The organism is Marinobacterium stanieri (assembly GCF_900155945.1).
Lineage (GTDB): Bacteria > Pseudomonadota > Gammaproteobacteria > Pseudomonadales > Balneatricaceae > Marinobacterium > Marinobacterium stanieri.
The window spans coordinates 1-19332 of sequence record NZ_FTMN01000001.1 but is presented as its reverse complement, the minus strand read 5'-3'; the positions used below and the strand labels follow the sequence as shown (position 1 = coordinate 19332).

Below are 19332 nucleotides of genomic sequence, written 5' to 3'. Positions count from 1 at the left end.
ACAAAGCAGCCATTATTCCAGATCCTCGGCCAGGGTGGTACGGTTGCGGCCACTCTCCTTGGAGTGGTAAAGCGCACTGTCGGTGGCACGCATCCAGCCCTCATGGGACTGATGCTCATTGCGCGTCTCTTCAACACCGATACTCACCGTAAATTGAATGGTGTTGCCGTTGTGGCGCACGATCATGGCTTCAACGGCTTTTCGCAAGCGCTCGGCAAAATTGAGCGCGTTCTGGCTTGTGGTATCCACGAGCAGAACCCCAAACTCTTCGCCACCATAGCGGCCGGGGAGGTCAGTGGTACGGGCATGGGACATCAGCATGGCGGAGAGGGCCTTGATGACCTCATCGCCCGCCTGATGACCGTAGGTGTCATTGATGCGCTTGAAATGGTCAACATCCATCATGACCAGGCTTGAGGGGCGCTGTGTGCGGATGAAACGCTCGAATTCCTGTTCCAGGCAGCTTTCCCAGTGGCCGCGGTTGGCAAGGCCGCTGAGGCGGTCTGTGCGGCTTAGACGGGCAAGTGCCTCATTGGCCTGGTGCAGCCCTTTCTGACTCATGGCGGCACTGGTCATGTCATATACCATGATGCCGACATGGGTTACGGTGCCGCTGGGTGAGGTCAGCGGGATCAGCGTCACATTCTGGTACATGAACTCGGCCAGCCCGGTAATCGGGTGGTAGGGCTTGAACTTGAACAGGTAGGGACGCTCTTCCCAGGTGATGAAGGCCTGGCTGCGCAGCAGGAATACACTCTCCAGCTTGCGTTGAAACCAGCGTGCCGGGAAGCCCTTGAACAACTCGTCCAGGCGCTTGCCCTGAGCGGCAGCATCGCGAATGCCGGAGTGGTTAGCCATAAAGCTGTTCCACAGATGTACGCGGTAATCGGCATCCAGCACGATAAGGCCCACATCCAGGTTCTGCAGCAGCCCCAGTTGCCAGTGCAGCTCTTCCATGTTGAGTGCAGTGTTGGGGTGATTCATCATCAGAGGTGCCTCACGAGTTCATTCAGTTTGGCCAGTGAGTCTTCAGTGAACAGCAAGAGAAGGTCGCAATTGATCTCCTGGCCTTCAATGCGATAGCCGATATCGATACTCAGGGTTGTTTGTCGGGAGCCGTGGCAGCACTCCGTTTGCGCCAGGTTCTCCTTGCGCAGCATCAGGGGAGAGCCCTGGCTGAAACGCAGGTCCAGCTGGGTCCCCAGGCCGTTGAGGAAGGCGCCAATCAGAACATTGGCAATATCCATCACCAGCTCGCGTTCAACCTGCTCGGTCAGCTTGCCGTCATGATTGAGCAGCTGGGCCAGGTTATCGGCGTTGCGCGTGGACATGGTCAGCAGGGCTTCCCCTGAAATGCCTGGTGCAATAAAGCCCTGGCAGACAGTGGTCAGGCTGTCTGCCTGAAATGCCTGCGCCAGTGTGGCTTCCAGCTCACAGGGTTCGACCAGCTGAATACGCGGAATCGGCAGTTCAATGAAGGTGTCGAGCAGCTTGGCCAGCAGGTTGGCAGCTTCACCCATGGCAACGTTGGAAAGCTCCTGATAGCTGTCACGTAGCGCAAGCGCGGTTTGAGTATCCGTCTGTTCGGCTGGTGAGGGCTGCGTCTCCTCGGGAGGAGGAGGTGGTGGTGGCTCTGACTGATTAAGTGCTTCCAGCAGGCCAAAGCTTTTCAGGGTTTGGCTCAGTTGCTGAAGATCGATGGGCTTGCGAATAAAGTCCAGCGCGCCCTGTTGCATGACACGCTCACGGGCTTCGGGTTGAATATCGCCGGATACAACAATGGTCAGTGTGGGCAGGTCATTGCTGCGGATACGGGAGAGGACTTCATAGCCGTCCATGAGCGGCATGTTCAGGTCAAGAAACAACAACTCACCCTTGCCGGCTCGAATCGCTTCGAGGGCCTCAAGGCCATTGGTTGTTTCAGTGATATCGACGCTCCAGGGTGTCAGTGCGCGTGCCATCTGGCGGCGCGCAAGACGTGAATCGTCACAAATAACAACGGGTATCGAGCTGCCCACAAATCATCCCACTAGGTCCATGTGAATAGGAACATGCTAGCCTAGTGAAGCAACTTGACACAATGATTTCGATTAAAGGGAGGCTATCAATAAGTCTATAGCCTCCCGGGTGTTTAGCCGGTGACGCGGACGCGTTTGCTGGGTGGGGCATCTTCAGGCTTGGGTGCGGACGCTTTGCGCTTTTCTTCCAGGCGTGCATCGATCACGTTTTTGAGCGCGATCATCAGGCCCAGGCCAACAAACGCACCCGGCGGCAGAATTGCGAACAGGAAGCCGCGATAGTCATCGAAAATGACCAGTTGCCAGCTGCGTGCGGCTTCACCGAACAGCAGGTGCATGTTGGCAAAGAGGGCGCCCGTGCCCAGTAGTTCACGCATTCCGCCCAGCAGGACCAGAACAACGCTGAAGCCGATACCCATCATCAGACCGTCGACGACCGATGCGCGCACCGGGTTTTTCACCGCGAAGGCATCGGCGCGGCCCATGATGGCGCAGTTGGTCACGATCAGGGGGATGAAGATGCCGAGGATCAGGTAGAGCTCATAGGTAAAGGCCTGCATCAGCAATTCGATAGCGGTTACGAATGAGGCAATGATCATCACGAAGATGGGTAGGCGAACGGTCTCGGGCACAAGCTTACGAAAAATGGAAACCGTCAGGTTGGAGCAGACCAGTACAATGGTACTGGCCAGGCCGAGGCCCAGTGCGTTCACGACCGATGCGGTCACGGCCAGCAACGGACAGAGGCCAAGCAGCTGTACCAAAGCCGGGTTGTTGTGCCAGAGGCCATCAAGGGTGATCTTGCGGTAGTCGACACTCATTCTGTCACTCCTGCAGTTTGGGGCTGCGTGGTGTTCGTCACCGGCGTCAGCAGGTGGTCGCGATGGGCGCGGAAAAACTCAATCGCGCGAGCAGTCGCGCCGACAATGGCTCGCGGGGTGATTGTGGCGCCGGTGAACTGGTCGAAGCGACCGCCATCCTTTTGTACAGCCCAGCTGTCATCACGGCCAACGGTTTTTTCGGCACCGGTAAAGTCGAGAATCCAGTCTGACTTGCTCAGCTCGATTTTATCGCCCAGTCCCGGTGTTTCCTTGTGGCTGAGCACGCGCACGCCTGCCACCGAGCTGTCGGCATTAATGCCTACCAGCAGTTCGATATCACCACTGTAGCCGTCCGGGGCAATGACGGGCATAAGTACAGCGCGCACCTGTCCATCCTGAATGGCCTGGTACATGAGGGCATCTTCATCGAGGCCAAGCTCGGGCGCATTGATACTCAGAGTATGGTCAAGCAGATCTGGATCCAGCTCGCGCGGCACAATCTCATAGAGCGCGCGGGCCTGGAAGGCTTCCTTGTTGTGCACGATGGCGTCGCGGGTGGCAACCTGAGTCAGTGCGATGACGGCAGAGGTGACAATGGCAAACAGGCCGATGGCGATGGCGTTGCCACGGATTGCATGAATCAGTTCGTTCATGAGTTGCCTCCACGTCCCTTGTTGGCCCGGCTGTGACCGTAGCTGCGTGGCTGGGTATACAAATCTATAAAGGGTGCTGCCAGGTTCATCAGCAGTACGGCAAAGGCAAAGCCGTCCGGATAATTACCCCAGGTACGAATGATAAAGACCAGCAGGCCGATGCAGGCGCCGAATACCAGGCGGCCGCGGTTACTGGTAGCGCTGGAAACCGGGTCGGTGATGATAAAGAAGGCTGCCAGCATGGTGGCACCGGTGGTCAGGTGGAACAGCGGATCGGCATAGTTGTCCGGATCGAAGCCGAAGAACATGCTGCTGATCAGGCCCAGAGTAACCAGCATGGCAACCGGCGCATGCCAGGTGATCACCTTGCGATAGAGAAGGAAGATACCGCCCATCAGCCAGGCGGCGCTCACGGCATGCCAGGCACCAATGCCCTGTGCCAGTACTTCAGACTGACGCCAGGCTTCTTCTGTTGTCAGGCCGCCGCGGTGGCGAATTTCATCCAGCGGCGTGGCGCCGGTAAACTGGTCAAAGAAGACCGGCTCGGCACCGCCAAAGATGACGCCCAGGGTGTCGAAGAAGGGCGCAATGGACCAGCCTTCACCGGTCAGTACAAACGGCAGGTTCCAGCGGGTCATCTCCACCGGGAACGAGATCAGCAGCAGTGCATAGGCCACCATGGCCGGGTTGAACGGGTTCTGCCCAAGGCCGCCGTATAAATGTTTGGCGATCACAATGGCGACAAATACGCCAACACCGGTCAGCCACCAGGGAGCCAGCGGGGGCAGGGCGACTGCGATCAGCATGGCCGTCACGATAGCGCTGTAATCACCCAGGTAGAAGCCAAGCGGGCGCTTGCGCAGCTTGAGCATGGCGGCTTCAAAGCCCAATGCGAGCAGCGCCGCCCAGGCGATCTGGATCAGCGTGCCCCAGCCGAAAAACAGGGTCATGGCCAGAATGCCGGGCAGCATCGCCAGCATCACCAGGCGCATCACATTGGCCGTGCTGTTGGCCTTGTAAACATGAGGTGAACTCATCCGGATCAGGGACATCTTGGATTCGATCCTGTTGGCATAAGGTTAAGCAGGCCGCCGAGCCGAGGCTCAGGCGGGTTCGTGCTGCTTCAGGGTTTCGTTCAGAGCATCCGCCTTGCGCTTGGCAGCGACCAGTTCGCTTTCCAGTGAGGCGCGGGCGTCGGCTTCTTCAGTTTTACTCAGCGAGCGCTCCAGCTTGGTGACGGCCGCGCGCGCCATGGCAGCATCAATTTTCAGCTGCTTGAGGTCAACGCCCTTGGCGGCAGCGGCATCAATCTGGGCCTGCTCGGCAGCCTTGAAAGCCTTGTCGGCTTCTTCGTGGCGCTGGCGCAGTTCCTGAAGAGCCTGTTCGGCCTGGGTGCGTTCTTCACCTTCCAGTCCTTCCAGCGCGGCTTCTGCCTTCTTCAGCTTGGTTCGCATGATGGAAACCTGCTGTTTAAGGGCTTTCATGTCTACGGGCGCTGCCTTGGGCTCTCCGGGTGCACTACCTCCAGCCGCTTTCTCGGCATTCTGGTAAGCCTTGTCAGCCGCATCGGCTTTGGTTTCCAGTGCTTCCACGGTTGCACGCAGTTTATCCAGCCCGTCCAGGCCTTTGGATTCAGCGTTCTTGAGGGCGTCACGGGCCTTCTTGAGCTTGGTGCGTGCCACGGCTGCAGCGGTTTTGAGCTGTTTTACGTCTGCGTCACCGGCTGGTGCTGCGCCGGCTTGAGCCTGCTCCAGAGCCTGTTGAGCCTTGTCGGCAGCGGCTTGTGCCGTGTTGACGTCGGCTTCCAGTGTGGCAAGGTCAACTTCGCCGGATTCACGAGCTGCATCCAGCGCTTTCTGAGCCTTTTTCAGCTTGGTGCGCGCTACGGCAGCGGCTGTTTTAAGCTGTTTGGTATCCACCTCTGCGGCAGCAGGTTTGGCTGCAGCGGTATCGGCCTGTTCCAGTGCTTGCTGTGCCTTGTCTGCATTGGCTTGTGCAGTGGCAACAGCGGCTTCCAGTTCGCTGATATCGCCTTCGCCGGATTCGCGAGCGGCATCCAGGGCTTTCTGCGCTTTTTTCAACTTGGTACGGGCAACGGCCGCTGCGGTTTTAAGGCTTGCCAGGTCGGGGGCCTGCGCGGTCGCTTCGGCTTCAGGTGTCTTGCGTGCCTTCTGTGCCTTGGCAGCTTCCTCGGCACGCGCCTTGCGACGTGCTTCCTTCTCTTCTTTCTCGCGCTCCAGGCGTGCCTGACGTGCTTCAAAACGCTGGCGCGCGTGGTCGGCCTTGCGCTGCTCCGCTTCTTCAGTGCGAATTTCGGACTTGGCAAAGCGGTAGTACTGCACCAGCGGAATGCTGCTGGGGCAGACGTAAGCGCAGGCACCGCACTCGATGCAGTCAAACAGGTTGTGATGCTTGGCCTTGTCGAACTCCTTGCCCTTGGCAAACCAGTACAGCTGCTGCGGCAGCAGCTCAGCCGGGCAAACCTGTTCGCACATGCCGCAGCGAATGCAGGGTTGTTCCTGTTGAGCCGGTGGCATTTCGTCCTGGCTGGCGGCAATGATGCAGTTGGTGGTTTTGATCACCGGTATCTGATCATGCTCCACCGTGACACCCATCATGGGACCGCCCATGACCAGACGATACAGCTTGTTCTCGTATACATGGGCTGCATCAAGCAGGTCTGCGAAAGGAGTGCCGATGAGGGTGTCAAAGTTCTGCGGCTGGGCCACGGCATCGCCGGTCACTGTGACTACACGTGAAATCAGCGGCTCGCCCTTATGAACAGCGCGGTAAACAGCCGACATGGTACCGACGTTTTGGCACACGATACCGATATCCGCCGGGATCTTGCCGCTGGGAACTTCAATATCGGTCAGCAGCTTGATCAGCTGACGCTCGCCGCCGGAAGGATATTTGGTCGGCACGACGCGAATATCCAGGTTCAGCTCGCAGCCTTTGAGAACCTTCTCCAGCGTATGGATGGCGTGCGCCTTGTTGTCCTCAATACCGATCATGATGTGGCTCGGCTTGAGCAGATAGTTCAGCACGCGGATACCGCCCAGAATCTCTTCAGCGCGTTCGCGCATCAGCATGTCATCGGCGGTGATGTAGGGCTCACACTCGGCTGCGTTGATGATCAGGGTGTTAACGATGTGGTCGTCACCCAAATGCAGCTTCACATCGGTGGGGAAGCCTGCGCCGCCCATGCCGGCAATACCGCATTGGCGGATATGCTCGATCACCTGAGAGCGTTCCAGCTGGGTGTAGTCACCCAGGCCCTGATGTTCAGCCCAGCGTTCCTCGCCATCGGTTTCGATGCAGATGCAGTCGGAATCCAAGCCAGAGGCGTGGGGTACCGGGTGCGGACCGATCGAGCGAATGGTGCCGGATGTGGGCGCATGCAGGGCAGCGCTGATGCGGCCTACAGGCTCTGCGATCAGCTGTCCCTTGAGAACCTTTTCACCCACTTCCACCAGCGGGCTTGCAGCCATACCGATATGCTGCTGCAGGGGTACGTACAGCATACGCGGCAGAGGTACTCGGCCGATGGGCTGGCGCGTAGATTGCTTCTTGTTCTCCGGCGGATGAATGCCACCGTGGAATGCGAATACCTTGCCCATCAGACGGCCTCCTGCTGCTGTACTTGGCCACGACCGCGGTCAGTGGCAATCAGACTGGGGGATTCGGTCGGAGAGGGCCATTTCCAGTTGGCGATAGTGGTTTCCACCGGAATCATGTCAATGCAGTCCACGGGGCAGGGTTCAACACAGAGGTCACAGCCGGTGCACTCGTCGGTAATGACGGTATGCATCTGTTTGGCAGCGCCCAGAATGGCATCTACCGGGCAGGCCTGGATGCACTTGGTGCAGCCGATGCACTCGTCTTCACGAATGTAGGCGACCATCTTGGCCTGTTCCTGGCCGTGCTCGTCATCCAGCGGGATGGCTTCCACGTCCAGCAGGTCCGCCAGTGCTTCGATAGTGCTCTGACCACCGGGCGGGCATTTGTTGATGGCATCACCATTGGCGATCGCTTCCGCGTAGGGGCGGCAGCCCGGATAGCCACATTGGCCACACTGGGTTTGAGGCAGCAGGCCGTCGATCTGGTCGACGATGGGGTTGCCTTCAACGCGGAAACGCACGGAGGCATAGCCCAGAATGATGCCGAATACGACAGCCAGGCCAAATAGAATAAGGATTGCGCTAATTACAGTGGTCATTGCTTACTCCGCCTCAGAACTGCACGAGGCCGGCAAAACCCATGAACGCCAGCGACATCAGACCCGCCGTGACCATGCCAATGGCGGCGCCACGGAAGGGAACGGGAACATCGGCAACCGCGATACGCTCGCGAATAGCCGAAAACAGCACCAGAGCCAGTGAAAAACCGACCGCTGCACCAAAACCATAGGCAATGGATTCCACGAAGCCGTTCTGCTTTTTGATATTCAGCAGAGCCACACCCAGTACGGCGCAGTTGGTGGTGATCAGTGGCAGGAAGATACCCAGCAATTTATAGAGCAGCGGGCTGGTCTTGTGCACCACCATCTCGGTGAACTGCACAACAACGGCAATCACCAGGATGAAAGCGATGGTCTGCAGGTATTCCAGCCCGAAAGGTTCCAGCAGAGTGGAATAGACCAGATAACTGCATACCGATGACAGCGTCAGCACAAAGGTGGTGGCCAATGACATACCCATGGCCGTTTCCAGCTTATTGGAGACGCCCATAAACGGACAAAGTCCCAGAAACTGAACCAGGACGAAGTTGTTTACCAGTACGGTGCTGATCAGTATGAGCAGAAAATCGGTCATAGCCCCTGTCGCTGCCAGAGCCCCACAAATTGCGGGGCAGTATTAGATGCTGCTTAATTTTACCGGATTAATAACCTCAGGGTATAGGCCAGGTGTTGATACCGGGCAACCCTGAGGTGGGGCTGGTCAACTGGTTTTGCGTGACAGCCCCGTCGTGACGGGCCGGTTAGATCAGTTCAGCCTGCTTGATCTTGACCAGCAGCGCCTGCACTTGTTCCGTCGGCGTGCCGGACAATTCGCTCAGGTCGACCTTGAGATCGGCGTTGGCGGCGTCAGCATCGGTGAGTAGCAGCAGACCAGCCGCTTTCAGCGTATCGGCCTGGGCCAGGGTTTCACCGCGGACAACCAGTGGCATACGGCCCTGGGCAAACAGCTGCTGCTCAAGCGTATAGAGCAGAGTGTCGGCTGCCGCGCTGTCGGCACCGGTCAGGCTAACCAATGCAGCCTGCTGGCCGAAGCGACGGGCGCGCAGTTCGGTGGTCAGCGCTGAGCTGTTGTGCAGCTCGATGGAGTCACCTTCAGCGTTCTCGCCGATCACCATGCCGGCGGCCACGGTGGCGTTGGTCAGGCGGTCAACGATGATGAATGAACCGGTACCCTTGTGACGGCTGTAGTCGTCCGCGATCACCGGAGTTTCCATCTGGATCTCGACCTGAGCAATTTCGTTCAGGTTCAGGGACGCGGTCGGTGACTGCTGCAGGGTGTTGACGTCGATCGCGTGATGGATGGCGCTGACACGGCCCGCGGTGCGTGTCGTGGACAGCTTGATCTCATAGTTGCGACCCGCCTGCAGTGGCTGCTCGGACATCCATACCAGGTTGGCATTGAAGCGGCTGTAGGTCTCAGGCACCTGGTTGCTGTGAACGATCACATCGCCACGGGAGATGTCGATTTCATCTTCCAGGGTCAGGGTGACAGCCATGGGCGCGAACGCCTGCTCCAGTTCACCGTCGAAGGTAACGATGGATTTGACCTTGCTGGACTTGCCGGACGGCAGCACGGTAACTTCGTCACCCGGGCGAACAACGCCTGAGCTCAGGGTACCGCAGTAACCGCGGAAGTTTAGGTTGGGGCGGTTAACGTACTGTACCGGGAAGCGCAGTTCGTCAAAGTTGGCATCGCCGGCAATCTCGACGCTCTCCAGGGTTTCCATCAGAGACTCGCCCTTGTACCAGGGCATGCTCTCGGACGGATTCACCACGTTGTCGCCCTTGAGAGCGGAGATCGGCGCGAAGTGAATGTCCTTCAGGCCTAGACCGCTGGCAAATTCCAGGTAGTCTTTCTTGATCTGCTCGAATCGCTCTTCGCTGAAGTCCACCAGGTCCATCTTGTTGACGGCGACCAGGGTGTGCTTGATGCCCAGCAGGGAAACGATAAAGCTGTGACGACGGGTCTGTACCTGTACGCCGTGACGGGCGTCGATCAGGATGATCGCCAGGTCACAGGTAGAAGCGCCGGTGGCCATGTTGCGGGTGTACTGCTCGTGCCCCGGGGTATCGGCAATGATGAACTTGCGCTTTGCGGTGGAGAAGTAGCGGTAGGCCACATCGATGGTGATGCCCTGTTCACGCTCGGCCTGCAGGCCGTCAACCAGCAGGGCGAGGTCCAGCTCTTCACCGGTGGTGCCGACTTTCTTGCTGTCGCTCTGGATGGCAGCCAGCTGATCTTCGTAGATCATCTTTGAATCGTGCAGCAGGCGGCCGATCAGAGTGGATTTGCCATCATCTACGCTGCCGCAGGTCAGAAAGCGCAGCAGTTCCTTGTTCTCGTGCTGATCCAGGTAGGCATCAATATCAGTTGCGATCAGATCTGATTGGTGTGACATCGTTATCTCTTCCCGTGTTCTGTCTGTATATGGAAGCCGCCCGGGCTAAATGCTTTGGAAGGGCTTTGCAGGAGCCTGTTGTGGGAGCGCACTCTGTGCGCGAATACCCAAGTCATCTTTCCCACTTCGCTCACCAAGTAAGCTTCCATATATCTAAATGCTTGCTGTTGTGAGAGCGCGCTCTGCGCGCGAATACCCAAGATGGTTTTCCCATTCGCTCACGGAGTGAGCTCTCACATCATCTATAAATGTTCAGCTGCAGATCAGAAGTAACCTTCCATCTTCTTCTGCTCCATGGAGCCGGCGCTGTCGTGGTCGATGGCACGGCCCTGGCGCTCAGATGTAGTGGTCAGCAGCATCTCCTGAATGATTTCAGGCAGGGTGTCGGCTTCGGACTCCACGGCACCGGTCAGCGGGTAGCAGCCCAGGGTACGGAAGCGGATCGGCTTCATCATCGGGACTTCGCCATCGGCCAGCGGCAGGCGCTCGTCGTCGACCATGATCAGCATGCCATCGCGCTCAACTACAGGGCGCACAGCCGAGAAGTACAGCGGTACCAGCGGGATCTGTTCCAGGTGGATGTACTGCCAGATATCCAGCTCGGTCCAGTTCGACAACGGGAAAACACGAATGCTTTCGCCCTTATCGACACGGGTGTTGAAGGTGTTCCACAGTTCGGGACGCTGGTTTTTCGGGTCCCAGCGGTGGTGCTTGTCACGGAAGGAGAATACGCGCTCCTTGGCGCGGGACTTCTCTTCATCACGACGGGCGCCACCAAAGGCCGCATCGAACTGGTACTTGTCCAGCGCCTGCTTCAGGCCCTGGGTTTTCATGATGTCGGTGTGCTTGGCTGAACCGTGCTCGAACGGGCTGATGCCCATTTCAACGCCTTCCGGGTTGATGTGCACGATCAGGTCCATGCCGGCTTCCTTGGCCATCTGGTCACGGAATTGGATCATCTCCTTGAACTTCCAGGTGGTGTCCACGTGCAGCAGCGGGAAGGGCGGTTTGCCCGGGTAGAATGCTTTACGGGCAAGGTGCAGCATGACGGAAGAGTCCTTGCCTATGGAGTAAAGCATGACCGGATTATCGAACTCGGCAGCCACCTCGCGGATGATGTGAATGCTTTCAGCTTCGAGCTGCTTCAAATGGGTCAGGCGGTGTTCCGGCAACTGATTCATCGTATGACTCTTTCGGTTGATTAACGCACAGAGAGCACTTTGGGCTCATAACTGGAGCGCATTATGTCTAACTGTTTATAAAATAAAAAAGAATAAATATGAATTTTTATATGCTCTAAATGAATATGAGTCATTCAAGAGAGGTCTAAGAGTGACAGGGGAGAGCATAGGTGCTGCATATTCATAAATGAAATAACAAAATTATCAATTAGTATTTTACGTTATAAAGGGCCCTCGGTACCATGGCCGCCTGTTTCAATGACGCTTATATTAACTAAGGTTGACCTGACATGTACCAGTACACCGAAGTGGACCAGAAACTGGTTGACGAACGGGTAGCGCAATACCGCGATCAGACTCGACGTTTCCTGGCCGGCGAACTGCCTGATGAGGAGTTTCGTGCCCTGCGCCTGATGAACGGCCTCTACATACAGCGTCAGGCGCCAATGTTGCGCGTCGCAATTCCTTACGGTCTGATGTCCTCTACCCAGCTGCGCAAGATGGCTCATATCGCCCGTACCTATGATAAGGGCTATGGCCATTTCACTACGCGTACCAATATTCAGTACAACTGGCCCAAGCTGGAAGAAGTACCGGATATCCTGGCCGAGCTGGCTGAAGTGCAGATGCACGCCATTCAGACTTCCGGTAACTGTATCCGTAACACCACTACTGACCCTTACGCCGGCGTAATTGCCAGCGAACTGGAAGATCCGCGCCCCTGGTGTGAGATTATCCGTCAGTGGTCAACGCTGCACCCGGAATTTGCATACCTGCCACGTAAATTCAAGATCGCCGTTACCGGTGGTCCTGAAGACCGTGCCGCGTCTCAGGTGCACGATATCGGCCTGCACCTGGTTAAAAACGATGCCGGTGAAGTCGGCTTTGAAGTGCTGGTTGGTGGTGGTCTGGGTCGTACCCCGGTCATCGGCAAGCAGATTCGCGATTTCCTGGAGCCGAAGGATCTTCTGTCCTACCTGGAAGCGATCATCCGCGTGTACAACCTGAACGGTCGTCGTGACAACAAGTACAAGGCACGTATCAAGATCCTGGTAAACGCCATGGGTATCGATACCTTCCGCGAACTGGTTGATGCCGAGTGGGCTGAAATCCGTGAGTCCGATCTGCGCCTGTCACAGGAAGAGATCGACAAGGTTAAAGCCCAGTTTGCGCCGCCGGCCTATGAAGCGGATGCTGCCAACAATGATCTGCACGCGCAGCTTACAGAGAATGAAGAGTTCCGTGTCTGGTTCGAGCGTAACACCGTGCAGCATAAAGTGGCCGGTTACCGCATTGTTGTCGTATCCCTGAAGCCTTACCTGCAGGCGCCAGGCGATATCACTGACATTCAGCTGGAAACCGTGGCTGACCTGGCTGATCGTTTCTCCTTCGGCGAAGCGCGTGCCACCCATCATCAAAACCTGGTGCTGGCGGATGTGAAGCAGGGCGACCTGCTGGAAGTCTGGAAGATTCTGAACGCCAACAACCTGGCGCGTCCGAATATCGGCACCCTGACCGATATGATCGTCTGCCCCGGTTTCGATTTCTGTGGTCTGGCCAACGCCAAAACCCTGAATATCGCCGAACAGATCAACGAAAAGTTCGAAAACGTCGACTACATGCACGACATCGGTGAGATTCGTCTCAACATGTCCGGCTGCATCAACGCCTGTGCGCACCACCATGTGGGCCACATCGGTATCCTCGGCGTCGATAAAAAAGGTGAAGACTGGTACCAGTTCACCCTGGGCGGCTCCTCCGAAGCGGATGCGGCTCTGGGCAAGGTACTCGGCAAGGCGGTTGCCGCTGATGAAGTTGCCAACACCATCGAAAAAATTCTGCTGACCTACATTGACCAGCGCGACTCGGAAGCGGAAAGCTTCCTGGAAGTGGTTCGTCGCGTCGGAGTACAGCCCTTCAAGGAGGCCGTTTATGCCGCTGCTAATTAATCGCACCCCGGTCGAAAACGACCCGTGGATCACTCTTGAAGACGAGCAGGCGATCCCTGCCGAAGGTGCTGTCATCCTGCAGCTGGCCCAGTGGCTGGAAAACCGTGATGCCCTGACCGGCCGTGAAATTGGCGTGCTGGTGAACGGTGAAGATGATCTGGAGCAGGTGCTGGCACTGAATGGCCAGGTTGAGCTGATCGCCGTAGAATTCCCGGCCTTCACTGATGGCCGAGGCTTTAGCATTGCGCGTCTGCTGCGTCGTGCCGGCTACCAGGGCCAGCTGCGTGCCGTGGGTGATGTGACCCGTGACCGCCTGGCCTATCTGGAACGTTGTGGCTTTGATGCACTGGACGTACCGGAAGAGCGCTTTAAAGATGAAGTGTTGAATGCCTTTGATGAAGTAAGTGTGCGTTACCAGGGCGGTGCATCCGTAACCCGCCCGGCCTACCCGCAGAGCTGACAAGGAGAACAGGAATGAGCATCGATCTGGCAGCTGCCAACGCGGCACTGGAAGGAAAAACACCCCAGGAAATTATCGCCTGGGCAATCGCCAACAGCGACAAACCGCTGGTGACGACCAACTTCCGTCCATACGAGTCGGTGATTCTGCACATGGCGGTACAGGCCAAGCCTGACATTGAAGTGCTGTGGGTGGATTCAGGCTACAACACCTCAGCGACCTACCGCTTTGCAGAAAAGCTGATCAAGGACCTGAACCTGAATATCCGCACCTTCATCCCCGAGATGAGCGCGGCACGTCGCAACGTTCTGATGGGCGGTATCCCGGACGTAGATGATCCTCAGCACGAAGAATTCACCCGTCAGGTCAAGCTGGAGCCGTTCCAGCGTGCACTGGCAGAGATGAAGCCTGACCTCTGGCTGAACGCTATTCGCAAGGATCAGACCGAGTTCCGCCAGTCGCTGGAAATCGTATCGGCGAGCAAGGACGGCATCATCAAGGTCGCGCCGCTGTTCAACTGGACGGAAGCGGATATGGACGCCTACCTGGCGGAACATAACCTGCCCAACGAACACGACTACTTCGATCCCACCAAAGCGATCGAAACCCGCGAGTGCGGCCTGCACACGCAGTTGTAACAAACCCCTTCGTTGTCGTTTAAAGCCCGCGGTTGCGGGCTTTTTTACGAGTGTCACCCCTGTAGCGTACTCAAGGGGCTTCTGACGCTTTGAGCGCCTTGTTTCAGAACATGCGTGTAGATTTCGGTTGTTTTTACATCGGCATGACCGAGTTGCTGCTGTACTGTTCGTATATCTACGCCAGATTGCAGCAAATGCGTTGCAAAAGAATGCCGCAAAGTATGACATGACACCTGCTTTTGGATGTTAGCGTCTCGCGCTGCTTTTTTTATCAGTTTGTTCAGGTTACTCTCATCGTAATGGTGCCGGCGCAGGAGCTTGCCGGCAGGGTCTATACTCAGGCGAGAAGCAGGGAAGAGATAATGCCAGCCAGACTCAAATGGCGCATTGGGGTACTTGCGAGCAAGTGCGTCCGGCAGCCAGACACCCGCGTAACCCTCGCACATCAAATCCTGTGTGAAGTAATTCTCTACACGTTCTACCTGCTGTCTCAGCAATGGAATCAACTCCTCCGCAAGCGTCACCAGCCGGTGCTTACCCCCTTTTCCGTTTATCACACGTATCTGCCCATAGTCGAAATCGACGTCTTTAACACGCAGACGCACCAGCTCAATACGACGCAATCCCGAGCCATACATCATCGCTGCCATCAGGTACTGAACTCCTGCCAGTTGGCTGAGAAGGGCGGCAACTTCCTTCCTTGTGAGCACTACTGGCAACTTGCGAGGCTTGCGAGCCGAGCTGTATCCGGACAGATCACCTACGGTTTGGCAAAGAAATTTGGTTTTGAGAAAGACGATCGCGTTAAGAGCAAGGGACTGCGTTCCGGCAGAAACATTGCGCTCGACGGCAAGAAAAGTCAGAAAGCGAATGATGTCTTCATCATGCAGGTGGCAAGGATGTCGCTTGCCACTGAAAAGAATGAAGTATTTGATCCAATGCAGATATGTGCTGATTGTCCGCCGGCTATAGCGCTGGACCAACATAAAGTCCTCTACGGACTTGAGAAAGGGAGATTTCGACATGTACAACACCTCATCCATGAAATGTATGCAGTTCGTTATACCCGCTGGGTGGCGCTATATCTAGAAAAGTACCTTTTACCCAAATGTTGAATTGGAATAATTTTTTAATTTCAGATGGTTATAGATTTAAGGTGAAAATTAAAAGGTATACCCGATAATAATTATTATGAGGTCGCAGACCTCATTAACAGGCTGTTAAAATACGGGGAAAACATGGCAATACCAAGGGTGTTTATTAGCTCGACATGTTATGACTTGAAGCATATTAGGGAAAATCTTCGATATTTTGTTCGTACAATTGGCTATGAACCAGTCCTATCCGATGAGGGAGATGTTTTTTACAGTCCATCGTCTCATACTCACGATTCTTGCTTAAAGGAAGTTTCTACCTGCCAGATATTTGTATTGATAATTGGAGGAAGGTACGGAGGTGAATTTAAAGGAGGTAGTCACTCGATAACTAATAATGAATACCGGGAGGCGATAAAAAATAAAATTCCTGTATTTGCTCTGGTAGAACAATCCGTATACTCAGATCATTATCTTTATCAAACTAATATTAAGAAAAACCCTGGCTTTGCAGAAAGTATCGTTTATCCGTCATGCGACAATATAAAGATTTTTCATTTTATAGACGAGGTTAGGAAGCAGGCAGAAAATAATGCACTGTTTCCATTTAAGGACTTCTCTGACATGGAGCAATATCTGAAAAAGCAGTGGGCCGGAATGATGTATGATTTCCTGGATCGAAGGCTGGATGCTTCTAATTCAAAAGTAACAAATAAACTCCTTGATGATCTTACGCTTGCTACCAGAAAATCTGAAGAGTTAATCAAGGTTTTGCTGAAAGCAACTTCAAGTGAGAATGCTGAAGAGGCCATTCAAAATGTTTCTGCAAAAGTCCAAGCGGAAGAGTTTTTCAGATTGCTTAAAGTAAGGTTTGGTTACGAAAGATTTGCCATAGAAGAAATTGATGAATTTGAAGGTGCCGAAATATGCGAAAATTGGTATGACTATATAAATAATGTTGATGATTTTTACATTGACGAATTTGAGCATGAGGATGAAGAACGCATTGTACTGTGGGGGCCAAATAGTAAGGGAATACAAATAGGGCATTATGATGGTGATGAAAAAGTCATGGAAAGTGATCCAGAATTTGAGCGTTCTTACAGTGCTTTTAAGGCAATTTCAAATGAAGAGAGAAGAAAGTTGTTTTCCAGCCTAAGAGAAGGCTTTTAACAAATGGCTGTTGCCGGACGCGCCTTCGCTGGCGCTCCGGTGCGCCGCAAAGCCATGGCGTTAACAGTAAAAATATGATCAGCGAAGAATCGAAGAAAATAATACTCGAAATCTGGAAAGCCAGAGAGCCAGGTATTTCGTACCCTCCTGCGAGCAAGGAGCAAATCGAAGACTTCGAGGACGTATGTCGAGAGGTACCTGAGGACTATAAATGGTTTCTTTTAAACTGCGGTGGTGGCGTCATTGGTTCTGAGTGGGTTGATGGTATAGATGAATTACATTCAACTCATACCAAGTTCGATGAAGAGTGAGCAATCGAAAACGGTTGGACTATTGGCAATTGCTTTATTATCGGATGGGATGGTTCTGGAAGTCCAATCGCAATAGATCCGGACGGCAGAATAATAGTAGAGTGGGAAGCTGATAGTGAGGTTTATCAATTAGCCATCTCGCTAGAAGAGTGGTTATTAAATGGTTTGGTGCCAAGCAACGGTTAACAAGTCAAAGCACACGGACTGAGCAAAGCTGTCACCTTTTTTGTTCCAAAAAGTCGCCAACTTCACCAAGCCGGTGTTTGAGGCGTTAACTTCCCGAGTTACCCACGAACAGTAGACACCTTCTATAGTTAGGTTACCCCTGACGAGGAGGTGCAAGATGGCCAGGAAAAAGTACCAGCACTACACCGAAGAGTTTCGGCGCGAAGCGGTCAGGCGTGCTGATCAACCTGGAAATACAGCGGCCTCAGTGGCCAAGGAGCTAGGGATTCATCCTGGGCAGATTTACAACTGGAGACGTCAGTTTACCCGGCTGTCTGAGAAACAGTTTAACAGCCTGAACGGGGTGGACTACTCTAAGCCGGAGAGTGATGAAGTCCGGCAACTGAAGCGCGAACGGGATGCGCTGAAGAAGGAGCTTGAGTTCCTAAAAAAGGCAGCTGACGGAAGGCCGCCCCCGTACTTTGCGAGTCAGCACGAGTAAAGTACGCTCTGATACAAGAGTATCGGGGGCAGTACGCGATACGATTGATGTGCCGAGTTCTGGATGTATCGGCTTCAGGATTTTACCGCTGGTTAGGCCGGGGCCTCAGTGCTCGTGTACGTCGGCGACAGATCATGGAAGAGCAGGTAATGGATACCTTTGCCACCTACAAAGCCCGCTACGGGGCACCCCGAATCGCCAAGGAGCTCAATGCCTTGGGTATCCCTTGCTCGGTTAATTACGTCGCCAATATCCTGAAATACAACGGCACACGGGCGCGTAACGGCAAGGCGTTCAAGTACACGCCGCACACCGAAGCGATGACTGGCGTCGCCGAAAATCTTCTCAAGCGTCGTTTCAACGCGGACGGTCCGAACCAGAAATGGACGACCGATATCACCTACATCTGGGTTCGTGATCGCTGGCTATACCTGGCAACGGTGATGGACCTGTATTCGCGTAGTATCGTCGGCTGGTCGCTGGATACACACATGACGGAACAACTGATCGCGGATGCCCTGAATATGGCGTTCAAGCGACGCGATATCGAGCCGGGACTGATTATTCACTCGGATCGTGGAGTCCAGTATCGATCCAATCGTTATCAGACGCTTATGGAGCAACACGGTTGTAAACCGAGTATGAGCCGGAAGGGAAACTGTTGGGATAATGCTGTTATGGAGTCATTTTTCAGCCGACTGAAGGTCGAGCTGATCTATGCTGAACAGTATCGGACGATAGACGAAGCGAAATCAGAGATCTTCGAATACATCGAAGTATTTTATAACCGCATACGTAGGCACTCGGCTTTGGGTTATGTCAGCCCGGCAGAGTACGAGCGCAAATGCGCATAATCAAAGTGTCTACTTTTTGTGGGTAGGAGCAATTTCAAAATAGATCGAGCATGGAGCGAGCAGAGATAATAGAGCCAGGTTTTTCTACAGCAGATGCTGAGTTCCCAAACATCAATATTGATGAGGGTGACTTAGTGCTTAGATTTCAGGATTGGCAAGAAAACCAACGTGAAGTGTTCTTTCCAGATACCGTTGCCTTTAAGTGGCAAATGATCGAAACATTCATTGATGGTGAAGAGTACGATCGAAGCCATGTAATTACCGAATCAAAATGGCTGGCAGAGCATGTAAAGCAAGGTGAGATCGGTGCTCAAGAAGAGTACAAGCACTACAAATTCAATTTTAGTGGTAACGGACAGATAGAGGTAATCAGCAATGGCTTTACGGTCAAAATGTAACAAGTGACTGTGGTGTCCAGCATAAATAATCAGGCTGTTCTATGACGCCAAAGCTCTTCGTTTTTGAGCATGGTATTCAGCACCACAATGAGCTTGCGCATGCAGGCAATGATGGCCACTTTGGGCAGTTTACCTTGGGCTTTCAGGTGCTCGTAGAAGCGTTTGAAGATAGGGTTACATTGGATGGATGACAGCATCGCCATGAACATGACCGTACGGATACGGTGACGGCCTCCGCGGATACGCCGTTTACCATTCCAGGTGCCGCTTTCTCGGTTCATGGGTGCGACACCGACAAGCGCGGCGATCTCTTTACGGTTGAGATTGCCAAGTTCTGGCAGCTCGCTGAGTAAGGTGTACGCGAGGACTTTACCGACACCTGGCACGCTGGTCAGGATCTCGGTTTTGGTACGCCAATGCTTGACCTGTATAACGGCTTCATCGATCTGTTTGGTGATAGTCTTTATCTGAGTTTC

General features: G+C 54.6%; 20 protein-coding genes. 8 read left to right on the top strand and 12 right to left on the bottom strand.

The window, feature by feature from the left end; all coding sequences use genetic code 11:
* Window positions 1–12: 12 nt before the first annotated feature.
* The 10 genes from BW956_RS00100 to cysD all read right to left on the bottom strand — a co-directional run bounded on the left by BW956_RS00100 (window position 13) and on the right by cysD (window position 11312).
* Window positions 13–987, bottom strand: coding sequence for a sensor domain-containing diguanylate cyclase (locus BW956_RS00100; RefSeq protein WP_083702870.1), 975 nt, complete (start codon window positions 985–987; stop codon window positions 13–15).
* Window positions 987–2018, bottom strand: coding sequence for a response regulator (locus BW956_RS00095; RefSeq protein ID WP_244894305.1), 1032 nt, complete (start codon window positions 2016–2018; stop codon window positions 987–989). The genes BW956_RS00100 and BW956_RS00095 overlap by 1 nt, the downstream gene beginning before the upstream one ends.
* Window positions 2019–2131: 113 nt before the next feature.
* Window positions 2132–2839, bottom strand: a complete 708-nt coding sequence (locus BW956_RS00090; protein ID WP_076459900.1) for an electron transport complex subunit E — start codon at window positions 2837–2839, stop codon at window positions 2132–2134.
* Window positions 2836–3492 (bottom strand): electron transport complex subunit RsxG, encoded by a 657-nt coding sequence (rsxG, locus tag BW956_RS00085; RefSeq protein WP_076459898.1) that lies wholly within the window; start codon window positions 3490–3492, stop codon window positions 2836–2838. The genes BW956_RS00090 and rsxG overlap by 4 nt, the downstream gene beginning before the upstream one ends.
* Window positions 3489–4544, bottom strand: a complete 1056-nt coding sequence (gene rsxD, locus BW956_RS00080; RefSeq protein ID WP_076459896.1) for an electron transport complex subunit RsxD — start codon at window positions 4542–4544, stop codon at window positions 3489–3491. The genes rsxG and rsxD overlap by 4 nt, the downstream gene beginning before the upstream one ends.
* Window positions 4545–4595: 51 nt before the next feature.
* A complete protein-coding gene (gene rsxC / locus BW956_RS00075) occupies window positions 4596–7112 on the bottom strand; it encodes an electron transport complex subunit RsxC (protein WP_076459894.1) in 2517 nt (838 codons plus the stop codon).
* On the bottom strand, window positions 7112–7711 hold the full coding sequence (gene rsxB, locus BW956_RS00070; RefSeq protein WP_076459892.1) for an electron transport complex subunit RsxB: 600 nt from the start codon (window positions 7709–7711) through the stop codon (window positions 7112–7114). The genes rsxC and rsxB overlap by 1 nt, the downstream gene beginning before the upstream one ends.
* Before the next feature lie 13 nt (window positions 7712–7724).
* The gene (rsxA, locus tag BW956_RS00065; RefSeq protein WP_076459890.1) at window positions 7725–8306 is read right to left on the bottom strand and encodes an electron transport complex subunit RsxA; all 582 of its coding nucleotides are present in this window, start codon (window positions 8304–8306) and stop codon (window positions 7725–7727) included.
* A 166-nt stretch (window positions 8307–8472) separates the two neighbouring features.
* Window positions 8473–10131 carry a sulfate adenylyltransferase subunit CysN gene (gene cysN / locus BW956_RS00060; protein ID WP_076459888.1) on the bottom strand — a complete coding sequence of 553 codons (1659 nt, stop codon included), beginning with the start codon at window positions 10129–10131 and terminating at the stop codon, window positions 8473–8475.
* 263 nt (window positions 10132–10394) lie between these two features.
* Window positions 10395–11312: a sulfate adenylyltransferase subunit CysD gene (cysD, locus tag BW956_RS00055; protein ID WP_076459886.1), complete on the bottom strand. Its 918-nt coding sequence runs from the start codon at window positions 11310–11312 to the stop codon at window positions 10395–10397.
* Between the two features lie 290 nt (window positions 11313–11602).
* On the opposite strand from cysD, the gene BW956_RS00050 reads away from it, so the two are divergent.
* From BW956_RS00050 to BW956_RS00040, 3 genes are read left to right on the top strand one after another with little or no spacing between them, the layout of a single operon-like run.
* A complete protein-coding gene (locus BW956_RS00050) occupies window positions 11603–13261 on the top strand; it encodes a nitrite/sulfite reductase (protein ID WP_076459884.1) in 1659 nt (552 codons plus the stop codon).
* Window positions 13245–13721, top strand: a complete 477-nt coding sequence (locus BW956_RS00045; protein WP_076459882.1) for a DUF934 domain-containing protein — start codon at window positions 13245–13247, stop codon at window positions 13719–13721. The genes BW956_RS00050 and BW956_RS00045 overlap by 17 nt, the downstream gene beginning before the upstream one ends.
* Window positions 13722–13735: 14 nt before the next feature.
* Window positions 13736–14359, top strand: a complete 624-nt coding sequence (locus BW956_RS00040; RefSeq protein ID WP_010322287.1) for a phosphoadenosine phosphosulfate reductase domain-containing protein — start codon at window positions 13736–13738, stop codon at window positions 14357–14359.
* Between the two features lie 53 nt (window positions 14360–14412).
* Here the strand turns inward: BW956_RS00040 and BW956_RS00035 are convergent, their stop codons facing one another.
* Window positions 14413–15384 carry an integron integrase gene (locus BW956_RS00035; protein ID WP_076461226.1) on the bottom strand — a complete coding sequence of 324 codons (972 nt, stop codon included), beginning with the start codon at window positions 15382–15384 and terminating at the stop codon, window positions 14413–14415.
* Window positions 15385–15597: 213 nt separating this feature from the next.
* Here BW956_RS00035 and BW956_RS00030 point away from each other — a divergent pair, with 213 nt between their 5' ends.
* The 5 genes from BW956_RS00030 to BW956_RS00010 all read left to right on the top strand — a co-directional run bounded on the left by BW956_RS00030 (window position 15598) and on the right by BW956_RS00010 (window position 18856).
* Complete coding sequence (locus tag BW956_RS00030; RefSeq protein WP_076459880.1) at window positions 15598–16626, top strand: DUF4062 domain-containing protein; 1029 nt, start codon at window positions 15598–15600, stop codon at window positions 16624–16626.
* 74 nt (window positions 16627–16700) lie between these two features.
* On the top strand, window positions 16701–16937 hold the full coding sequence (locus BW956_RS00025; protein ID WP_076459878.1) for an SMI1/KNR4 family protein: 237 nt from the start codon (window positions 16701–16703) through the stop codon (window positions 16935–16937).
* A gap of 343 nt (window positions 16938–17280) precedes the next feature.
* Complete coding sequence (locus BW956_RS00020; RefSeq protein WP_076459876.1) at window positions 17281–17604, top strand: transposase; 324 nt, start codon at window positions 17281–17283, stop codon at window positions 17602–17604.
* An 8-nt stretch (window positions 17605–17612) separates the two neighbouring features.
* A complete protein-coding gene (locus tag BW956_RS00015) occupies window positions 17613–18458 on the top strand; it encodes an IS3 family transposase (protein WP_139327097.1) in 846 nt (281 codons plus the stop codon).
* A 50-nt stretch (window positions 18459–18508) separates the two neighbouring features.
* On the top strand, window positions 18509–18856 hold the full coding sequence (locus tag BW956_RS00010) for a hypothetical protein (RefSeq protein WP_076459872.1): 348 nt from the start codon (window positions 18509–18511) through the stop codon (window positions 18854–18856).
* A 29-nt stretch (window positions 18857–18885) separates the two neighbouring features.
* On the opposite strand, the gene BW956_RS00005 is transcribed toward BW956_RS00010, so the two are convergent.
* A partial coding sequence (locus BW956_RS00005) for a transposase (RefSeq protein ID WP_139327096.1) occupies window positions 18886–19332 on the bottom strand: 447 nt, incomplete at its 5' end.